The organism is Tenacibaculum sp. HL-MS23 (assembly GCF_032463465.1).
In the GTDB taxonomy this organism is placed as follows: domain Bacteria; phylum Bacteroidota; class Bacteroidia; order Flavobacteriales; family Flavobacteriaceae; genus Polaribacter; species Polaribacter bernardetii.
Map to the genome: position 1 here is coordinate 2,447,512 of NZ_CP135989.1, position 18,725 is coordinate 2,466,236.

The following is an 18,725-nucleotide window of genomic DNA, read 5'->3' on the forward strand; positions in this document are numbered from 1 at the left end:
AGGTATTATGCTATTTCAACAAATAAACCTTCGTCAGTTTTTTCAACTTTAGCTAATTTGTTTTTAGTTAAACCTTTAATAGTTTTGTCCCATTTCTTATTAGATAAACCCGATTGTGTTTTTAAATCATTTAAAGCAATCTTTTCAGCTTTTTCAATCAAAGCCAACACTGCTTTTTCATCATCGTTTAATTCAACAGCAGGCGCTTTTTTCTCAGGTCTCATTTGAGGAAAAAACAATACTTCTTGTATAGACGCATTGTTAGTTAAATACATGATCAAACGATCCATACCAATTCCTAAACCAGATGTTGGAGGCATTCCGTATTCTAAAGCACGTAAAAAATCATGATCTATAAATTCACTTGCTTCATCATCACCACGTTCAGCTAATTTAAGTTGTGCTTCAAAACGCTCACGCTGATCAATAGGATCGTTTAATTCAGAATATGCATTTGCAATTTCTTTACCACAAACCATTAATTCAAAACGTTCTGTTAATTCAGGGTTGTCTCTGTGTTCTTTACATAAAGGAGACATTTCCTTCGGATAATCAGTAATAAAAGTTGGCTGAATGTAGTTTCCTTCACATTTTTCACCAAACATTTCATCAATTAATTTTCCTTTACCCATGGTTGCATCAACCTCAATTCCCATTCCTCTAGCAGCTTCAAAAAGCTCGCTTTCAGATTTACCGATAATATCAAAACCAGTAAAATGTTTTATAGAATCTGCCATGGTAACTCTTGCATACGGCGCTTTAAAATCAACCTTATGTTCTCCAAAAGTTGTTTCGGTTGTTCCGTTTACAGCAATAGCACAATGCTCTAATAACTTTTCAGTAAAATCCATCATCCAGTTGTAGTCTTTGTAGGCTACATAAATTTCCATTGCTGTAAATTCAGGATTATGAGTTCTATCCATTCCTTCATTTCTAAAGTTTTTAGAAAACTCATACACACCATCAAAACCACCAACAATTAACCTTTTAAGATATAACTCGTTCGCAATTCGCATGTATAAAGGTACATCTAAAGCATTGTGATGTGTTACAAAAGGTCTTGCAGAAGCACCACCTGCAATAGGTTGTAAAACCGGAGTTTCAACTTCAAAATAACCTGAGTCGTTAAAGAAGTTACGCATCGCAGTAAATAACTTCGTACGCTTTACAAAAACTTCTTTTACGTGTGGGTTCACTACTAAATCGGCATAACGCTGACGGTAACGCATCTCAGGATCTGTAAATCCGTCAAATGTATTTCCTTCGGCATCAACCTTTGGTAAAGGCAATGGTTTTAAAGATTTACTTAATAATTTAAACCCTTTTACCATTACTGTTTTTTCACCAACTTGAGTCGTGAATAACTCACCCTCAATACCAATGAAATCACCAATATCTAGTAATTTTTTATAAACCTCGTTATATAATGTTTTGTCTTCTCCGGCACAAATTTCGTCGCGATTAAAATAAACTTGTATACGACCTTCGCTATCTTGTAATTCAGCAAACGATGCTTTACCTTGAATACGGCGACTCATTAATCTACCAGCAATTACCACCTTTTTTCCTTCTTCAAATCCGTTTTTAATAACTTTCGAATTCGAATCTAATGGAAATAAATCAGCAGGGTACGGATTAATACCTAATTCACGTAGTTTCCCTAACTTTTCTCTACGTACAACTTCTTGTTCTGATAATTGCATGGGTTGTTTTTTATAATTTTTAATGAAGCCGCAAAGATACAATCAATTGCAGACTTAAACAACGCTAAACAAATTCGTGTTTTTTGTAAAAAAATCAAAAAATTTTGGTAAAGTTAAAAAAGGTTGTATATTTGCAGGCTGCTTTTTTTTAAAGGTAGCATTTAGTTGTGTTGTTAGGCACTTTAAATAGTGTCATGGTTTTGTTAACCAATGGAAAGCTTCCCTGAGATGGGTTGCTTTTTTTTGCCCTAAATTTAAGTTTTTACTTTTTTTTTGAAGCTATTTCCCGCTTTTCGCACTCGCTCTCTGCGAGGAGCTCAAACAAATGCTACAATCGGGGCTAGGTATATTTATTAAGTATAAAGCATTATATAAATGAACTTTTATATTCCCAAAGTGTCGTAAAAAACAAGATAAAATAAACAAAAGCGATTGAGAATTTAATAGTAGCAGAGGTAAGAAAACCTAATAAGGCACCGACCGAAGCTTTAATAGCTCTGTTGATATCTTTGCTATCAAAAAGTAACTCACCAATAAGCGCACCGAAAAAAGCACCAATTATAATTCCGAAAGGAATAGGAGACAGCAAACCTATAATAAGTCCGATCGTAGTTCCGTACACTCCGTATTTAGTTCCTCCAAAGCGTTTTGTCCCCATAGCAGGAATAAAATAATCAAGAATAAAAATAATAATAGCAATCACTAAGGTAATTCCAAGGAAAGTCCAGTTTTGCGGAACAGCATTTGTTAAATGTAACAACAACAAGCCAATCCAACTTGTAATTGGCCCTGGCAATACCGGTAAAAAAGAACCTATAATTCCTAAACACACAAAACAGAAGCCGAGAATGGCTAGAAATATATCCATAGTTTAATTTTTTTCATTGTCTCTAATTAGTGCTAATTCAGCTTGTGTTAATTTAAACTTTTTTAGCTTCCTATTATAATACGCTATTTAGCGCATTATGTATTTTGATTTATAGCCGTTTTAAAATGTTAGTTCGAGTGGTTTTATAAAGTGATAACGGTATAAAATTGTATCGAGAACAAGTTAGCGAAGTAAAGCTGAAATTCTCGATACAAATTTGACTCATTCCAATCATAAAATTCACTCGAATTGACAGCGTTTTACCCTAATGCATAATGTGTGTCATTTATTTTGAAAGTTCATTATAGAATAAATATAGGCATTGGTTAATGTTTAAAAACAGGAGGCTTTATTTTTTAAAGAACCCCTACTTATATATTATAAGACGAATACAATAATTGTTTGTTACATATATTTATAACTAAAAAACTAGTTTAAACTAATTTTTTAGTTATATTTGAAGAGTTAAAATTTATAAAATGACCATAATAAAGAAACGGAACATAGTTTTTGTAGTAATCTTTTTAACAAGTTTTTGTTTCTCACAACAAAGAGCTGCTAATATTGATGTGCCAAAAATTAAAAATCCTAGGTTTTTAAAATCAGCAGGACCTACAATATATATAGATCAAACGCATCAAAATTTTCATCAAAAAGAAGGTAGATTCAAACCTTTTTCTGATTTATTAACTGCTGATGGTTATAAAGTAGATAGTCTCATCAATTTAAAAATATTAAAGAGCAATGATATTTTGGTGATTTCAAATCCGATACATCAAAAAAATGTTAGGAATTGGAGACAGCCAATTCATACAGCGTTTGCGAAAAACGAAATTAAGTATATACAAAGTTGGGTTCAAAAAGGAGGTAGCTTATTATTAATTGCAGATCACATGCCTTTTGCCGGAGCAGCAAACAATTTAGCAAATGCTTTTGGTTTTAATTTTTGCGATGGTTTTGCTTATTTACAAAAAGAAGAAAGAAACTTGCCGGATGTTTTTTCGGAAGATAACGAGCGATTGGTAAGCTCAGAAATTACAAACGGAACTTTAGGTGAAAAAATAAATGCGATAACAACTTTTACAGGCTCGGCTTTTACAATTCCGAATTCAGCAAAAGGAATTTTAAAATTCAAAAAAGATGATTATTGTTTAGCGCCAGCAATTGCTTGGCAGTTTAATGATGAAACTCCAAGACACGGTTTAAAAGACAAATACCAAGGCGCAATTTTAACATACGGAAAAGGAAAAATAGCAGTTTTTGGCGAAGCAGCAATGTTTACGGCTCAGACAATAACAAATAATACGGGGACTTATAAGTTTGGATTCCATGCGGAAAGTGCACCCAATAATTTAGAATTTATCAGAAATTTAGTATTCTGGTTAAGTAAAAACTAACAGATGAAACAATTAACAAAAGCAGAAGAACAGATAATGCAAGTTTTATGGCAATTGCAAGAAGCATCTGTAAAAAGTGTAATAGAAGAATTACCGATTCCTAAACCGGCATACAATACGGTTTCTACAATTATCAGAATTTTAGAAACCAAAGAATTTGTAGGGCATAAAACGAAAGGTAGAGGTTATGTGTATTATCCGTTAATAGAAAAATCGTCTTATAGCAACCAAAGTTTACATAAGTTAATGGACGGTTATTTTGGAGGGTCATTTAAAAGTATGGTGTCGTTTTTTATGAAAGAAAACGAAATGAACATTAACGAGCTTGAAAGCATTTTAAAGGAAGCTAATAAAAATAAAAAATAACTGTCAGTTCGAGTAAATTTTGAAGCATAAAAAATTTGTATCGAGAACATTTTACAAGTTTATTTCTATCAATAAAACTCGAAGTTATAACATAAAACAAAAAGTCATGATAAATTATATAATTCAAGTCATCTTATTTCAGACATTGTTTGTTGCCGTTTATGATTTCTTTTTAAGTAAAGAAACTTTTTTTACCAAAAACAGGTGGTATTTATTAAGTACATCGGTTATTTCATTTTTATTACCGCTTTTTAAAATACCAACCATACAAAAAGTAGTTCCGTTAGAATACACCATTTTATTACCCGAAGTAGTTTTGTCGCCTCAGCGAGTAATAGAAAAAGCAGCTTGGTATCAATCTATAAATTATTTAGATGTTTTATTTATAGCGGGGAGTTTACTTTTTTTAACAATTTTTATTATAAAACTACAGCGAATAGTCCGTTTAATTTTTAAATACGGAAGTGAAAACAGACAGGCATACAAATTAGTGTTGTTGCCTAAAAACGCCAAAGCATTTTCGTTTTTTAACTATATCTTTTTGGGAAAAGGAATTCCGGCAGCGAAACAAGAAAAGATCATTGAACACGAGTTAGTGCATAGTTCGCAAAAACACACCTTCGATTTATTGCTTTTCGAGTTTTTAAGAATATTCATGTGGTTTAATCCGATGGTGTATGTGTATCAAAACCGTATATCGTTGGTACACGAATATATTTCAGACGATGTAGTAACGAAATCAACCGAAAAAGAAAACTACATCAACAATTTATTATCTGATATTTTTCAGGTAGAAAACATCTCATTCGTAAATCAATTTTACAAACATTCATTAATTAAAAAAAGAGTTATTATGATGACAAAAGGAAAATCAAAACAAGTAAAGCAATTAAAGTATCTATTATTAATTCCGTTGTTGGCTAGTATGGTGTTGTATGCTTCTTGTTCAAGTACTAAAAAAGTTACTAAAAAAGTTGAAATTATAGAGGTCGTAGAAGTACAAGATGTCCCATTTTCTACTTTAGATAAATACCCAACTTTCCCAGGATGTGAAGAAGGAGATAAAGTTTGTTTTAATAAAAGTATGGCTAAGTTTACAGCTGAAAATTTTAAAATTAAAAACAAAGATTCTTTGGGGTTAGTTCCTGGTAAAAAAAGAATCTATGTGCAGTTTAAGATTGATACAGATGGTAGTATTGTTAGTGTAAATGCACGTGCTCCCCATCCGAAGTTAAAAGAACAAGCTATTGAGATGCTAAAAAAGTTACCAAAAATGAAACCAGGAGAAAAAGCTGGAAGAAAAGTTAGAACAGGCTATACACTTCCTATTACATTTGAGATAAAGTAAATTTAACTATGAAAAAGAAAATTTTAACTATTGTTCTTATTATTTCATTTTTTAAAGTCGGGGCGCAAACCTCGACTTTTATTACTGTAGATAGCTTGGTACATATTGGGCGTTATCAAAAAGCATTAATACAACTTAAAAAAATGCCAGAGAGTTATCAATCAAACAAAAAAATTGCAAGTATTTATAGTTCTATTGATAACTATAAACAAGCATCTAAATATTACGAAAAAGCACTGTTGCTAAACAACGAGTATTCGGTTAAAGTAGCTTTAGGAAAAAGTTATCAAAAAGAAAAAAAGTTACAAAAAGCAATTACAGTTTTTGAAGAAATTACAACTACCGATTCAGATAATTCATTAATAAATTATCAATTAGGAAAACTGTATTTACAAACAAAACAACCTAAGAAAGCAAAGTTTATTTTTGAGGAGCTCATAAAAAAAGATGAAAGCAATGCAAACTATCATTATCAAATGGCAATTGTATATACGTTACTTAAAAAGAGAGATTTAAAAATTAATAGTTTTTTAGCAACTTATAAAAACGACAACGAACATATAAAAGCAATTCACCAATTGGCAGTTGCGTATACACTTTTAAGAGATAAAGATTCTGCCAATTTATTTATTGATAAAGGTTTAAAGGTAAACGCAAACCATATTGCGTTAAATAGATTAAAAATTAATAATTTATATAGAAATAAAAAATACTTAAATGCTATTGACTTATTGGAAAAAAATGATTCACTAGAGCCAAACGAGCACTACACAAAAAAGATGTTAGGACGCAGTTTTTTTAAGTTGAAAGATTATGAAAAAGCAAGAAATAATTTTAAGAAAGCACTAAAAATAGATAGAGCAGATTTTAAATCGTACACGTATTTAGGTGATATTGATTTTGCTGAAAAAGACTATAAAAGTGCTCGTTTTAATTATTGGTTTGCAACATACGTAGGTAAAGAAGCGCGTGATACAGAATATTATCAGTTAGCAAGAGCTTATAAAGAATTAGGCAAGGCAAAAGAAGAAATGAATGCTTACCGAGATGCTTATGAAGAAAATTTTAAGAATTACAGAGCATTATTTCAGTTAGCAAATACATCAGAAAATTTTTATAAGGATAAAAAAATAGCGTACAAGTATTATAAAAACTACCTGAATAAGTTTAGAACTAGTGACTCTTTACTAACGAGTCAGGTAAAAACACGTTTAAAAGAAATTAAAAAGTTTTATTTCTTAAAAGGAGAACTGCTAGAGTAAATCATTTTTTGTATTTTCATCTCAAAATCAAGGAGATGAGATTTTTTTATGTGATTTTTTTTATAGTAATTTTTACAAGTTTGAGTTGTGGTTTTTTATCAGAAGATGATAAAAATCACAACTTAAATACAGTTATTGATTATACGCAGGTAGATGTTTCTCCGACTTTTAAAAACTGTAAAAATTTATCGATTAAAAAAAATAGCGTTTGTTTTAGTGAAGAGATACATAAAAGAATGCAAGCTTCTTTAATAACGTATAACTTCGTAACCGAACAAACTATTAATGAAACTGTTTTAATTGATTTATTAATTGATAACAAAGGTAATTTTAGGCTTAAAAAAATTACAGCATCGATAGCTATTAAAAATCAACTACCTAAATTAGATAGTGTTTTAAGAAGTGCTATTAAGAAATTACCAAGAATTACTCCTGCTTTTAAAAGAGGTATTCCGGTAACAACACAATATCAATTGCCTTTAAAATTTGAGGTTTATTAAATTTATAAGTTTAACAGTTCCTCTACAAAATCACGTTTGTTAGATAAGCGAGGTACTTTATGTTGGCCACCAAGTTTTCCTTTTTCTCGTAGCCAATCGTAAAATAAATTTTCACGAGCTTCATGTATAATCGGCATTGCCAATGTTAAATTGTTGTAGCGTTTAGCCTCGTAATCTGAATTGATAGTTTTTAAAGAGTTATCTAACAATTCGGTAAAGTATTTAATGTTTTTAGGCGGTTTACTAAATTCGATAATCCACTCATGACCGCCACTTTTTTTACCATCCATAAAAATAGGACCAACAGTGTAATCTTTAATGTTTGCATCGGTTTTTTCACTAGCCGCTTTTAATGCTTTTTCAGCATTTTCGATAATTAGTTCTTCACCAAAAACATTAATATGATGTTTGGTTCGGCCGGTAATTTTAATGCGATAAGGGTCTGTTGAAGTAAACTTAATAGTATCACCAATTAAATAACGCCATAAGCCACCATTTGTAGTAATTACAATGGCATAATTCACGCCTTTTTTAACTTCGGAAAGTGAAATTGCAGTTGAGTTTTCTCCGTCATAAGTATTCATCGGAATAAACTCATAAAAAATACCATAATCTAACATTAGTAGCATTTCATCAGAATTATTTCTGTCCTGAATTCCAAAAAAACCTTCTGAAGCGTTATAGGTTTCATAGTATTTGAAATCCTTTTTCGGAATCAGTTTTTTATATTGTTCACGGTATGGACTAAAGTTTACGCCACCATGAAAATAAACTTCTAGGTTTGGCCAAACTTCTAAAATATTGTCTTTTCCTGTTTTTTCTAAAACACGATTTAATAAAACCAACATCCAGCTAGGAACCCCAACTAAACTCGTAATGTTTTCATCGATAGTTTCATCAATAATAGCTTCCATTTTAGTTTCCCATTCAGCCATTAAAGAAACTTCCTGGCTAGGAGCAGAGCTAAAATCTGCCCAAAAAGGTAAGTTTTCGGTTATAATTGCAGATAAATCGCCGAAATAAGAATTATTGTCTTCGTAAATAGCTGTACTCCCTCCTAATTTTAATCCTTTACCTTTAAACATTTGTGTGTCTTCATTATTATTAATGTATAAACACAGCATGTCTTTTCCTGCTTTTAGATGACAGCCTTCTAGCGCTTCATCACTAACAGGTATAAATTTACTTTTGGCATTTGTAGTTCCGCTACTTTTTGCAAACCAATGAATAGGCGTAGGCCAAAATAAATTTTGTTCTCCTTTTCTACAACGCTCAATAAGAGGTTCTATACTTTCGTATTTCTGAATAGGAACATTGTTAGAAAAATCAGTGTAATTATGTATGGATGCAAAAGAATGTTGTTTTCCAAATTCGGTATTCTTGGCAGTATTTAGTAATTTTTGTAGTAGTTCATCTTGTACATCAACAGGATATTTTAAAAATAATTCTACTTGATGTTTACGCTTTTTTAAAAACCAAGAAATGATAGAATTTATAAATGGAAACGACATATATTACCTCTTAATTTAATTATTTACTGTAAGTTTGTGAAGCTAAAAGTAATAAAATTTAAGACATGCAATACCAAGGAGTTTTAAAAAAAATGACAACTGAAAATTTAGAGACAGTTCAGTATTATTTAGATATGAAATCTGATTTTATAAATGTGAATCAGTTGCTAAATAAAAGCATCACATTAAGTTTTGTTACCTATGAGTGTTTAAACTGTCATTTAGAAAAAGAGGTATACCGTCAAGGGTTTTGTAAAAGTTGCTTTTTTGAAACACCAAATGCTGGAGATTGGATTATGCGACCTGAATTAAGTAAAGCGCATTTAGGAATTGAAGATCGCGATATAGAGTATGAGAAAAAAGTGCAATTAAAACCGCATATTGTTTATTTGGCAAACTCTAGTAATGTAAAAGTTGGAGTTACCAGAAAACAACAAGTACCAACACGTTGGATAGATCAAGGGGCACATGAGGCAATTGAAATTGTTGAGGTTCCTAATCGTTATTTAGCAGGAATTACAGAAGTAGCTTTAAAAGAGCATGTAGCTGATAAAACCAATTGGCGAAAAATGCTTAAGAATGATGTTGTAGATGAAAGCCTAGTGTCTTGGCAAGAGAAATTAAGAGAGTTTATACCTGCAGAGGCGCAAGAGTACATTATAGAAAATAATAAAGAGACTATTATTAATTTTCCTGTTGCTAAATATCCATTAAAACCTAAAAGTTTAAATATTGTAAAAGAACAAACTTATACGGGTGTTTTGGTTGGTGTTAAAGGGCAATATTTAATTTTTGAAGATGAAACTGTTTTTAACGTTAGAGCTAACGAAGGTTTGGTGGTTAAATTAGAGTTGGTTTAGTAAGTAATTATTATTATTATTATTATTATTATGAGTTTCGGAATCAGTTTCAGAATGACGTTAGATTATAATTTGAAACAGCTATAATAAAAAAAGCAGCCCGTAGGCTGCTTTTTTTATTGTTTTACAATGGTATAATTTTTATTCATTTTTAATTCACTCAGCACATTAAGCGCTTCGTTTAAATAAATATCTTTTTTTAAGTTCTTATGCCATACAACACGTTTTTCTTTTAAAACAGTATCTTTTGTAAATAAGTTTAGCTCGTATTTTGGTGAGTTAAAAGTTAAGTTAGAATCAAATTTATAAAGGTCTTTAAACTGTTCAGCTTCTTTTGTTTTGTTCTCACTTTCTTTTTTGTAAGTGCTATATTTTAAAGAATAGATTCTTTCTTCTTGATTTTTCTTCAACCATTTAGCATACTCATTAATTTTCTTGAATTTTTCATCGTTAAGAACACGTTGTTGACTCTTATAAATAGCATCTGCAAAATTACTATAGGTATTTGTTGTGCTATATTTGGCTTGTTCTACCTTATCCCAAGGTAAAGCGCCGTCTAAATCACGCTCACCAAATTTCATGTAGCTATATCTTGTAGGTAATGATATATCAGAATACACACCTTCAATTTGAGTAGACCCACCATTTATTCTGTAAAATTTTTGAATGGTCATTTTCAACGCGCCTAAATCACTCGGGTATTTTTCATAAAAACGGTTAATAGGCAACACATTTTGCACGGTTCCTTTACCATAAGTTTGTTTACCACCTATAATTACACCACGCTTATAATCTTGCATTGCAGCAGCAAAAATTTCAGAAGCCGAAGCAGAAAATTCATTCACCATTACAACTAAAGGTCCATTCCATTGAATTTTAGCATCAGTATCATTCTTTACTAAAGGAGCTTCATCTCTATATTTTACTTGCACAATTGGTCCTTTTTCAATAAATAAACCACCAATTTCAATAGCAGTTTTTAAAGAACCACCACCATTATCACGTAAATCAACAATTAATCCTTTTACGTTTTCGCTTTTTAATCGCTCAATTTCTTTCTCCATGTCTTTTGCGGCATCTCTGCGGCTTAAGTCATTAAAATCAATATAAAATCTAGGTAGATCTATAACCCCGTATTTCTCACCATCTTTTTCAACAATACTCGATTTTACAAAAGTCTCATCCAATTCAACGACATCTCTAATAATAGGAATTGTTTTAATTGAGCCATCAATTTTTTTCTTAACTGTTAAGCGAACTTCAGTTCCTTTTTTTCCTTTGATGAATTTAATAGCATCATCTAAACGCATACCAACAATATCTAAAGGTTCTGCATCTCCTTGTGCCACCTTTAAAATAATATCTTCAGGTTCTAAATCGCCTTGTTTCCAAGCTGGACCTCCAGAAATTAGTTCAACAATGTGTGTATAAATTCCTTTTTTCTGTAAACGGGCACCAATACCTTCTAATTTACCTGACATTTCTTGATCGAAACGAGATTTAATACGAGGAGACATATAAGTTGTATGTGGATCGAAACCACTAACTACACTGTTTAAGAAGGTAGAATACCAATCCGAATTTTCTAATTCATCAATACGTTGGTATAATTCATTCATATTCTTTAAAACATCTTTTCTAGCTTCTTTTTCAAGTTCAGAAAATGTTTTCTTTTTAAAAGTTGTGTCTTTTTTAGCTTTACCATTTTGTAAGTCTTCAGCATCTTCAACTCTACTTAAAATAGAAAGTTTTAACTGTTTTCTCCAGTAATCAACTAATTCACTTTCATTTTTAGCAAATGGTATTTTGTCGTAATCAACATCAATAACCTCATTCTTTTTATAATTAAAAGACTGTGCTAATAATGCGCGGTAATTATCCTTTGCAGTACCTAGTTTTGCTAAAAATCGATTGTATACTAATTTGTAAAAATCAATTTTAGTGTCTTTTAATTGGTTATCTATTTGGTATTTAAATTGAGAAAATTCTTTTAAATCTTCTTGTGTAAAATACCTTTTATTAGGGTCTAAACCATCAATAAATGTATTGTAAACATGTTCAGAAAAATCATCATTTAGTTCTTTTTGAACATAATGATACCTGCTTAAAATATTTTTTAAAACATATACAATTACTCTGTCTTTATCAGGATCTGGTTCAGAAGCCGTATTCGAATAAGTTGCGTTTGAAAATAATAGCGTAATAGCTAAAAAAGGAATTATAAATTTCGTCTTCATATATCTTCTGTCTTTTAATTATGTGCTTGGCGATACTAAACTACTAAAATAATGCCACTTTTTAAGTGAGGCATTTTTTTTAAAATGATTTAATAGGTATCGTTAATATTTTTGTTAATTTAAAATTATGAATAAAAAAGGGCACTATTATAACTAATATCTGTTTTTTAAGTGATTATTATCGAAAAAAATATAGAAATAATAAAAACAGTTAAATAAACAATAAAACGTACCATGTTGTTTGTGTTTGATTACTACAATTTTACGCATAAAATAAAGGATTCTGTCTTTAAAAAATGTTAAAATAATAGTGCTTTTTTTATGTTACATTTGTTGTAAAACTAACACACTATGCAAGAAAGACCCTTAATCTTGGTAACAAACGACGACGGAATTACCGCACCTGGTATTCGTATGTTGATAGAAATAATGAATAAAATTGGTGACGTAGTTGTTGTGGCACCCGATAGTCCGCAAAGCGGAATGGGACATGCAATTACGGTAGACAATGTTTTGCACTGTAATCCTATTACAATTGACGACGGACCACAAATAGAATACAGTTGTTCTGGCACTCCGGCTGATTGTGTGAAAATGGCAAAAAACGAAATTTTAAATCGTACGCCAGATTTATGTGTTTCAGGAATTAATCATGGCGCAAATTCATCAATTAATGTTCTTTACTCTGGTACGATGAGTGCTGCCGTAGAAGCAGGTATTGAAGGAATTCCTGCAATTGGTTTTTCGTTATTAGATTTTGATTGGCATGCCGATTTTAGAGCAGCTAAAAAATATATTGAAAAAATAGTGTTGAATGTTTTATTAAACGGTTTGCCAGAAGGTGTAGTGTTAAATGTAAATATTCCGAAGTTAAAGGAAGATGATATTAAAGGGATACGTGTTTGTCGCCAAGCAAATGGTTATTGGAAAGAAAATTTCGATAAACGTAAGAGTCCGTATGGTAAAGAATACTATTGGCTATCAGGGGAGTTTGTAAATAGAGATAAAGGACAAGATACAGATATTTGGGCCTTAGAAAACGGTTACATCTCAATGGTTCCCGTTCATTTTGATATGACGGCACATCATGCAATTCAAAAATTAAACTCATGGGACATATAAGTAAAGAAGTTGTAATAGGAGTTTTAACATCTATAGTCGCAACTTTGTGTGGTCTTTTTATTTATTTAGAATTTATATCGGACGATACAATGGCAGAAACATTTAAAAAAGTAATAGAAGGCGGTGTTTTAGGACCTGTTTTGGCATTGGCTGCAATTCCTAATTTATTTGTTTTTTGGGTGTTTTTAAAAAAGAATCAAGATTATAGAGCAAGAGGAGTTTTAATGACAACAATCGTTGTTGCCTTAATAACCCTTGTTTTAAAATTTATATAACAATTACTATTCATGAAATATTACATTCTTGTAGGTGAAGCTTCGGGTGATTTACACGGCGCTAACTTGATGAAAGCTTTATTAAAAGAAGATCCATCCGCAGAAATTCGTTTTTGGGGTGGTGATTTAATGCAAGAAGTAGGAGGTACGCTTGTAAAGCACTATAAAGAACGAGCTTTTATGGGGTTTTTAGAAGTGTTAATGAATTTACGAAAGATATTAGGCATGATGTCTTTCTGTAAAAAAGATATTGCTAATTTTAAGCCAGATGTGTTAATTTTAATAGATAATTCAGGTTTTAATCTTCGGATAGCAAAATGGGCAAAAGAACAGGGTTTTAAAACCAATTATTACATTTCTCCACAAGTTTGGGCAAGTAGAGCAGGCAGGGTAAAAGATATAAAGCGTGATGTTGATGCTATGTTTGTTATCCTTCCGTTTGAAAAAGAATTTTATCAAAAATATAACTACGATGTGCATTTTGTAGGGCATCCGTTAATAGACGGAATTGCAGGAAGAAAGCAAGTAAACGTAAAAGATTTTAGATCGGAACATAATTTAGGTAACAAAGATATTGTTGTTTTGTTACCTGGAAGTAGAAAGCAAGAAATAACAAAGATGTTATCCGTAATGCTTTCTTTAGTGGACGATTTTCCTAATTACCAATTTGTGGTTGCCGGAGCGCCGAGTCAGCCTTATGAGTTTTACAAAGAATTTATTAGAGATTCTAACGTTAAGTTTATTAACAATAAAACATACGATTTATTAAGTATTTCGCATGCAGCTTTAGTAGCATCAGGAACGGCAACTTTAGAAACAGCATTGTTTAAAGTGCCGCAAGTAGTTTGTTATAAAGGAAGTAATATTTCATATCAAATAGCAAAACGAATTATTACTTTAAAGTATATTTCGTTGGTGAATTTAATTATGGATAAAGAGGTGGTGACTGAGTTGATTCAGAATGATTTTACAAAAAAGAAGCTTGCAAAGGAGCTAAAGCATATTCTAGACACTAAACATCGAGAAGAATTGTTTTTATCTTATTTCGATTTAGAACAAAAATTAGGAGGTAAAGGAGCCTCTGAAAAAACAGCAAAATTAATTGTAAGCGGATTGCAATAATGTATGTCTTCTCGAGCGCAGTCGAGAGATATAAAAATAGGTAGAATTAACTCTCGACTGCGCTCGATTTGATAATAATATGATAAAAAAAGCAATCTATATAATACTACTTTCTTTTTTAATGGTTTCCTGCGGATCATCAAAAAACATAAGTACTTACAAAAAACCTAAAAAAGTAAAGAATAAATCAGCTAGTTCACTAAAAAATCCAACAATTGCAGATAAAGTTGTTTGGACAGCGGTAACTTATAAAGGTGTTCCATACAGGTATGGAGGAATGAACAGAAAAGGCATGGATTGTTCTGGTTTAATTTATACATCTTTTAAACAACGTAATGTTACTGTTCCAAGAACATCTGGAGAGTTGTACAGTAAAAGTCGTGATATTTCTTTGCGTAAAGTGAAACGAGGAGATTTATTATTCTTTAAAACTTCTAGAAAAAGAGGTAAAGTTAATCACGTTGGTTTGGTAACATCTATAGATAACGGTAATATTAAGTTTATACACTCAACAACTTCTCGCGGAGTTCTTGTTACTTCCTTGTATAATGATTACTGGAAAAAAGCATTTATAAAGGCAAAAAGAATTTTATAAGAAATGAACAAAAACCTGCTTTTATTTATTGTGATTATGGTGTTTATTATTTTTAGGTTTTCGATTCAAGGAAACGATAAAATAGCAAATACTAAAATTAATAAATTACTAGAAATAGCCAATTCGTATACGGGTGTTTCTTACAAAGCAGGTGGAACAACTAAAAACGGAATGGATTGTTCGGGGCTTGTAAATACATCGTTTAAACAAGTAGGTATTCAATTACCACGTTCATCAAAAGCGATGAGTGTTAAAGGGAAAGAGATTGCTTTAATTGATGTGAGAGTAGGGGATTTACTTTTTTTTGATATTGCACGTTTAAAAGGCGAAATAAACCATGTTGGCTTGATAACTTTAATAGAGAATGATGAAATATTTTTTATGCATTCTACCACATCAAAAGGCGTAGTCACTTCTTCAATGAAGGAAACTTATTGGGAAAATGAGTTTGTAAAAGCGACACGAGTATTGTAGTTTATATTATTTAGAAATTGTTAGTTATTATTATAAAAGTCTTTGTAATAAGCTAAGCCTACAATGATTCTTTTCACTTCCCAAGGTAATGTTTTTTCAAATTTAACTTCAATGTGATGCAAATTTTTATATACCTCATCATAACATTTTGCAGCTAATATTATTAACAATTCTAATTCATTCCAATATACGTCTTTAAGTACCTTGTTTGGTTGATTATGGGCATATACCTTGTCCCTTAAGTCTACCAATTTAGCTATAGTTGCTTCTGATTTTTGTATTTCTTTTTCTAAAAAATTAATAGATTTTATAATATCTTGTTTATGCTTATATCCATTGTTAGAATTCAAATTTTTTAAAAGTAGATTGTTTAAATCTGTATCATATCCTTCGTTTTTCAGTTTATTTAAAAGTTTGTTTATGTTGGTTTTTTGATTTTTACTCTTCCCAAAAAATTTGGAAAGTTGAATAATAGTTATAAATTTTAATTGATAAGTATAGTGCTTAAAAAAGCTGAGCTCTTTAATCGATTCTACAGTTTTAGTGCCTTCTTCCTTAATTAAATATTTAGAGCTATTAATTGAGATGTTTAAATCAATTATTATAAATTTTAGTTCTTTCAACCAATTATTTAATTCTTGTAGTTTCATTTATTAGCTTGTGAAAAATCATTTAGGACATGGATAGTATAGTTATCGAAAACCAGCCTAAAGCCAAAACAAAAAAGCAACCTCATTTGAGGTTGCTTTTTATAAAATTTATTATTGAAAGAATATTAATTTAATATATCCCACAATTTATCCTTCAGTTCTTGTAGTCCTAATTGTGCTACAGACGAAATAAACAAAGCATCAATACCTTCTGGTAAATCTTGTTTAATTTCTTCTTTTAATTCGTCATCTAACATATCTGATTTAGAAATAGCTAACAAACGATCTTTGTCTAACAATTCAGGATTGTGTTTGCGTAATTCGTTTAACAGAATTTCATATTCCTTTTTAATGTCATCGCTATCCGCAGGAATTAAGAAAAGCAAGGTTGAGTTACGCTCAATATGACGTAAAAAATAATGCCCTAAACCTTTTCCTTCAGCCGCTCCTTCTATAATTCCAGGAATATCTGCTACCACAAAACTTTTATGATTACGGTGTTCTACAATACCTAAATTTGGTTTAAGGGTTGTAAAAGCATAATCTGCAATTTTTGGCTTTGCTGCTGTAATTACTGATAATAAAGTAGATTTACCTGCATTAGGAAAACCAACTAAACCAACATCAGCTAATAATTTAAGTTCTATTCGAAACCATCCATCTACACCATCAATACCAGGTTGTGCATAACGCGGAGCTTGGTTTGTAGATGATTTAAAGTGCCAGTTTCCACGACCACCTTTACCTCCTTTTAATAAGGTAATATCTTGATCATGGTGCGTAACTTCGTATAAAATTTCGTCAGTATCGGCATCGCGAATAATAGTTCCTAACGGTACAGGAACAATAATGTCTTTTGCATCATGCCCAGTACTTCGACTCGCACTACCATCACCACCCGGTTCTGCTCTAAAATGGCGTTTAAATTTTAAATGAAAAAGTGTCCACATACTTTTATCGCCACGTAAAATAATGTGACCTCCACGACCACCGTCACCTCCATCAGGTCCACCTTTAGTAATAAATTTCTCACGATGTAAGTGTACTGATCCTCGACCTCCTTTACCAGAAGATGCGTAGATTTTTATATAGTCAACAAAATTTCCTTCAGTCATTGTTTCTAAGTTGTTTTCTGTTTTTATTTAAACAGAACTAAGTTAATTGACGTCTATCCTATAAATGTTAATTTTGAAGCAATCTATTTAAAGATTCCTTCATTTCATTCGGAATGACGTGAGTCTTATAATGTATCAAACACGGTTGATAAACGTTGTGTAATCTCCTCAATAGAACCTACTCCGTTTACCCCGTAATAATTACCTTGTTCTTGGTAATAGTCTTTTAAAATAGCTGTTTTTGTATTGTATTCGTTAAAACGATTTCTAATTTTACTTTCATCAGTATCATCAGTTCTACCACTTGTTTTGCCTCTTTCTAATAAGCGATCAACTAATAAATCTTCAGAAACTTCTAAAGCAACCATACCGTTAATTCTTTCGTTCTTTTCACCTAAAAAAGTGTCTAAAGCCTCTGCTTGTGATTCTGTTCTAGGAAAACCATCAAAGATAAATCCGTTAGCATCTGCATTTCTTTCTACTTCCGCTTTTAACATATTAATGGTTACTTCATCCGGAACTAAATTTCCGTCATCCATATACGTTTTAGCAAGTAAGCCTAGTTCCGTTTTATTTTTGATATTGAAACGGAAAACATCACCAGTAGAAATATGAACTAAATTATATTTTTCTTTTAATAAATCGGCTTGTGTTCCTTTTCCGGCACCGGGAGGGCCAAATAATACGATGTTTTTCATTTTAGGTTGTGTTGTTAATTGGTAAATAGCAGGCAAGTTTCTACCATAGCCTTTGTAATCTAATCCGTAACCTACAATAAATTTATCTTCAATACTCTTTCCGATATAATTTATAGGCAACTCTTTTCGATATACATCTGGCTTGTAAAAAAGTGTTACTATTTTTAATTCTTTTATGTTTTTTGTTTTGAAGATTTCGTAAATCTCCTGTAATGTTGCGCCAGTATCAATAATATCTTCTAATATAATAACCGTACGGTTCGTTATATCTTCATTAATACCGATTAGTTTTTTTACATCATCTGTTGATGTTGTTCCTGCATAAGAAGCTAATTTTACAAAACTAATTTCACAATCGCCTTTGTATGCACGTAAAAAATCGGCAGTAAAAACAAAGCATCCGTTTAAAATACCAATAAATAGTGGTACTTCATTTTTTGGTAAATCAGCTTTTACTTGTTGCGCTAATTTTTTGGCAATCGTTGAGATTTCATTTGAAGAAATGAATTCTTTAAAGTATAAATCGTGGAGTTTTGTAATTTTCATCAGACTGCAAAGATAGTTGCTTGATTGTAAATGAAAAAACCGTTTTGAATAATATTCAAAACGGTTTTTGTAATCT

General features: G+C 31.1%; 18 protein-coding genes. 11 read left to right on the top strand and 7 right to left on the bottom strand.

The genetic code is table 11. From position 1 onward, the window contains the following. Positions 1-5: 5 nt before the first annotated feature. Positions 6-1,703 (bottom strand): lysine--tRNA ligase, encoded by a 1,698-nt coding sequence (gene lysS / locus RRF68_RS11455; protein ID WP_315944431.1) that lies wholly within the window; start codon positions 1,701-1,703, stop codon positions 6-8. 367 nt (positions 1,704-2,070) lie between these two features. After that, positions 2,071-2,571: a DUF456 domain-containing protein gene (locus RRF68_RS11460; protein ID WP_315944432.1), complete on the bottom strand. Its 501-nt coding sequence runs from the start codon at positions 2,569-2,571 to the stop codon at positions 2,071-2,073. Between the two features lie 479 nt (positions 2,572-3,050). Between RRF68_RS11460 and RRF68_RS11465 the strand changes: the two genes are divergently transcribed. From RRF68_RS11465 to RRF68_RS11485, 5 genes are all read left to right on the top strand, one after another. Next, positions 3,051-3,968 carry a hypothetical protein gene (locus RRF68_RS11465; RefSeq protein WP_315944433.1) on the top strand — a complete coding sequence of 306 codons (918 nt, stop codon included), beginning with the start codon at positions 3,051-3,053 and terminating at the stop codon, positions 3,966-3,968. A gap of 3 nt (positions 3,969-3,971) precedes the next feature. Next, a complete protein-coding gene (locus RRF68_RS11470) occupies positions 3,972-4,334 on the top strand; it encodes a BlaI/MecI/CopY family transcriptional regulator (RefSeq protein WP_218772250.1) in 363 nt (120 codons plus the stop codon). 106 nt (positions 4,335-4,440) lie between these two features. Further along, positions 4,441-5,682 (top strand): M56 family metallopeptidase, encoded by a 1,242-nt coding sequence (locus tag RRF68_RS11475; RefSeq protein ID WP_315944434.1) that lies wholly within the window; start codon positions 4,441-4,443, stop codon positions 5,680-5,682. An 8-nt stretch (positions 5,683-5,690) separates the two neighbouring features. Then, positions 5,691-6,944 carry a tetratricopeptide repeat protein gene (locus RRF68_RS11480; protein ID WP_315944435.1) on the top strand — a complete coding sequence of 418 codons (1,254 nt, stop codon included), beginning with the start codon at positions 5,691-5,693 and terminating at the stop codon, positions 6,942-6,944. A 35-nt stretch (positions 6,945-6,979) separates the two neighbouring features. After that, positions 6,980-7,444, top strand: a complete 465-nt coding sequence (locus RRF68_RS11485) for a hypothetical protein (protein WP_315944436.1) — start codon at positions 6,980-6,982, stop codon at positions 7,442-7,444. A 2-nt stretch (positions 7,445-7,446) separates the two neighbouring features. Here the strand turns inward: RRF68_RS11485 and RRF68_RS11490 are convergent, their stop codons facing one another. Next, on the bottom strand, positions 7,447-8,955 hold the full coding sequence (locus RRF68_RS11490) for a GH3 auxin-responsive promoter family protein (protein WP_315944437.1): 1,509 nt from the start codon (positions 8,953-8,955) through the stop codon (positions 7,447-7,449). Positions 8,956-9,020: 65 nt separating this feature from the next. Between RRF68_RS11490 and RRF68_RS11495 the strand changes: the two genes are divergently transcribed. Then, positions 9,021-9,815: a DUF2797 domain-containing protein gene (locus tag RRF68_RS11495; protein WP_315944438.1), complete on the top strand. Its 795-nt coding sequence runs from the start codon at positions 9,021-9,023 to the stop codon at positions 9,813-9,815. A 116-nt stretch (positions 9,816-9,931) separates the two neighbouring features. Here RRF68_RS11495 and RRF68_RS11500 read toward each other — a convergent pair whose 3' ends face one another. Then, positions 9,932-12,052 (bottom strand): carboxy terminal-processing peptidase, encoded by a 2,121-nt coding sequence (locus RRF68_RS11500; protein ID WP_315944439.1) that lies wholly within the window; start codon positions 12,050-12,052, stop codon positions 9,932-9,934. A gap of 351 nt (positions 12,053-12,403) precedes the next feature. Between RRF68_RS11500 and surE the strand changes: the two genes are divergently transcribed. The 5 genes from surE (at position 12,404) to RRF68_RS11525 (ending at position 15,640) form a co-directional block, all read left to right on the top strand. Then, the gene (gene surE, locus RRF68_RS11505) at positions 12,404-13,174 is read left to right on the top strand and encodes a 5'/3'-nucleotidase SurE (RefSeq protein WP_315944440.1); all 771 of its coding nucleotides are present in this window, start codon (positions 12,404-12,406) and stop codon (positions 13,172-13,174) included. Next, complete coding sequence (locus RRF68_RS11510) at positions 13,162-13,449, top strand: hypothetical protein (protein ID WP_315944441.1); 288 nt, start codon at positions 13,162-13,164, stop codon at positions 13,447-13,449. The genes surE and RRF68_RS11510 overlap by 13 nt, the downstream gene beginning before the upstream one ends. Positions 13,450-13,461: 12 nt before the next feature. Next, a complete protein-coding gene (gene lpxB / locus RRF68_RS11515; protein ID WP_315944442.1) occupies positions 13,462-14,571 on the top strand; it encodes a lipid-A-disaccharide synthase in 1,110 nt (369 codons plus the stop codon). A 79-nt stretch (positions 14,572-14,650) separates the two neighbouring features. After that, complete coding sequence (locus RRF68_RS11520) at positions 14,651-15,166, top strand: C40 family peptidase (RefSeq protein WP_315944443.1); 516 nt, start codon at positions 14,651-14,653, stop codon at positions 15,164-15,166. Between the two features lie 3 nt (positions 15,167-15,169). Beyond that, the gene (locus RRF68_RS11525) at positions 15,170-15,640 is read left to right on the top strand and encodes a C40 family peptidase (protein ID WP_315944444.1); all 471 of its coding nucleotides are present in this window, start codon (positions 15,170-15,172) and stop codon (positions 15,638-15,640) included. Positions 15,641-15,660: 20 nt separating this feature from the next. On the opposite strand, the gene RRF68_RS11530 is transcribed toward RRF68_RS11525, so the two are convergent. From RRF68_RS11530 to RRF68_RS11540, 3 genes are all read right to left on the bottom strand, one after another. After that, positions 15,661-16,290: a hypothetical protein gene (locus tag RRF68_RS11530; RefSeq protein WP_218772262.1), complete on the bottom strand. Its 630-nt coding sequence runs from the start codon at positions 16,288-16,290 to the stop codon at positions 15,661-15,663. A 125-nt stretch (positions 16,291-16,415) separates the two neighbouring features. Next, positions 16,416-17,405, bottom strand: a complete 990-nt coding sequence (gene obgE / locus RRF68_RS11535; protein WP_315944445.1) for a GTPase ObgE — start codon at positions 17,403-17,405, stop codon at positions 16,416-16,418. A 125-nt stretch (positions 17,406-17,530) separates the two neighbouring features. Then, complete coding sequence (locus RRF68_RS11540; RefSeq protein WP_315944446.1) at positions 17,531-18,649, bottom strand: adenylate kinase; 1,119 nt, start codon at positions 18,647-18,649, stop codon at positions 17,531-17,533. Positions 18,650-18,725 lie beyond the last annotated feature (76 nt).

Coding starts and splice junctions, on each gene's coding strand:
- lysS (WP_315944431.1), bottom strand. CDS start 1,703: ATGCAATTATCAGAACAAGAAGTTGTACGTAGAGAAAAGTTAGGGAAA.
- RRF68_RS11460 (WP_315944432.1), bottom strand. CDS start 2,571: ATGGATATATTTCTAGCCATTCTCGGCTTCTGTTTTGTGTGTTTAGGA.
- RRF68_RS11465 (WP_315944433.1), top strand. CDS start 3,051: ATGACCATAATAAAGAAACGGAACATAGTTTTTGTAGTAATCTTTTTA.
- RRF68_RS11470 (WP_218772250.1), top strand. CDS start 3,972: ATGAAACAATTAACAAAAGCAGAAGAACAGATAATGCAAGTTTTATGG.
- RRF68_RS11475 (WP_315944434.1), top strand. CDS start 4,441: ATGATAAATTATATAATTCAAGTCATCTTATTTCAGACATTGTTTGTT.
- RRF68_RS11480 (WP_315944435.1), top strand. CDS start 5,691: ATGAAAAAGAAAATTTTAACTATTGTTCTTATTATTTCATTTTTTAAA.
- RRF68_RS11485 (WP_315944436.1), top strand. CDS start 6,980: ATGAGATTTTTTTATGTGATTTTTTTTATAGTAATTTTTACAAGTTTG.
- RRF68_RS11490 (WP_315944437.1), bottom strand. CDS start 8,955: ATGTCGTTTCCATTTATAAATTCTATCATTTCTTGGTTTTTAAAAAAG.
- RRF68_RS11495 (WP_315944438.1), top strand. CDS start 9,021: ATGCAATACCAAGGAGTTTTAAAAAAAATGACAACTGAAAATTTAGAG.
- RRF68_RS11500 (WP_315944439.1), bottom strand. CDS start 12,052: ATGAAGACGAAATTTATAATTCCTTTTTTAGCTATTACGCTATTATTT.
- surE (WP_315944440.1), top strand. CDS start 12,404: ATGCAAGAAAGACCCTTAATCTTGGTAACAAACGACGACGGAATTACC.
- RRF68_RS11510 (WP_315944441.1), top strand. CDS start 13,162: ATGGGACATATAAGTAAAGAAGTTGTAATAGGAGTTTTAACATCTATA.
- lpxB (WP_315944442.1), top strand. CDS start 13,462: ATGAAATATTACATTCTTGTAGGTGAAGCTTCGGGTGATTTACACGGC.
- RRF68_RS11520 (WP_315944443.1), top strand. CDS start 14,651: ATGATAAAAAAAGCAATCTATATAATACTACTTTCTTTTTTAATGGTT.
- RRF68_RS11525 (WP_315944444.1), top strand. CDS start 15,170: ATGAACAAAAACCTGCTTTTATTTATTGTGATTATGGTGTTTATTATT.
- RRF68_RS11530 (WP_218772262.1), bottom strand. CDS start 16,290: ATGAAACTACAAGAATTAAATAATTGGTTGAAAGAACTAAAATTTATA.
- obgE (WP_315944445.1), bottom strand. CDS start 17,405: ATGACTGAAGGAAATTTTGTTGACTATATAAAAATCTACGCATCTTCT.
- RRF68_RS11540 (WP_315944446.1), bottom strand. CDS start 18,649: ATGAAAATTACAAAACTCCACGATTTATACTTTAAAGAATTCATTTCT.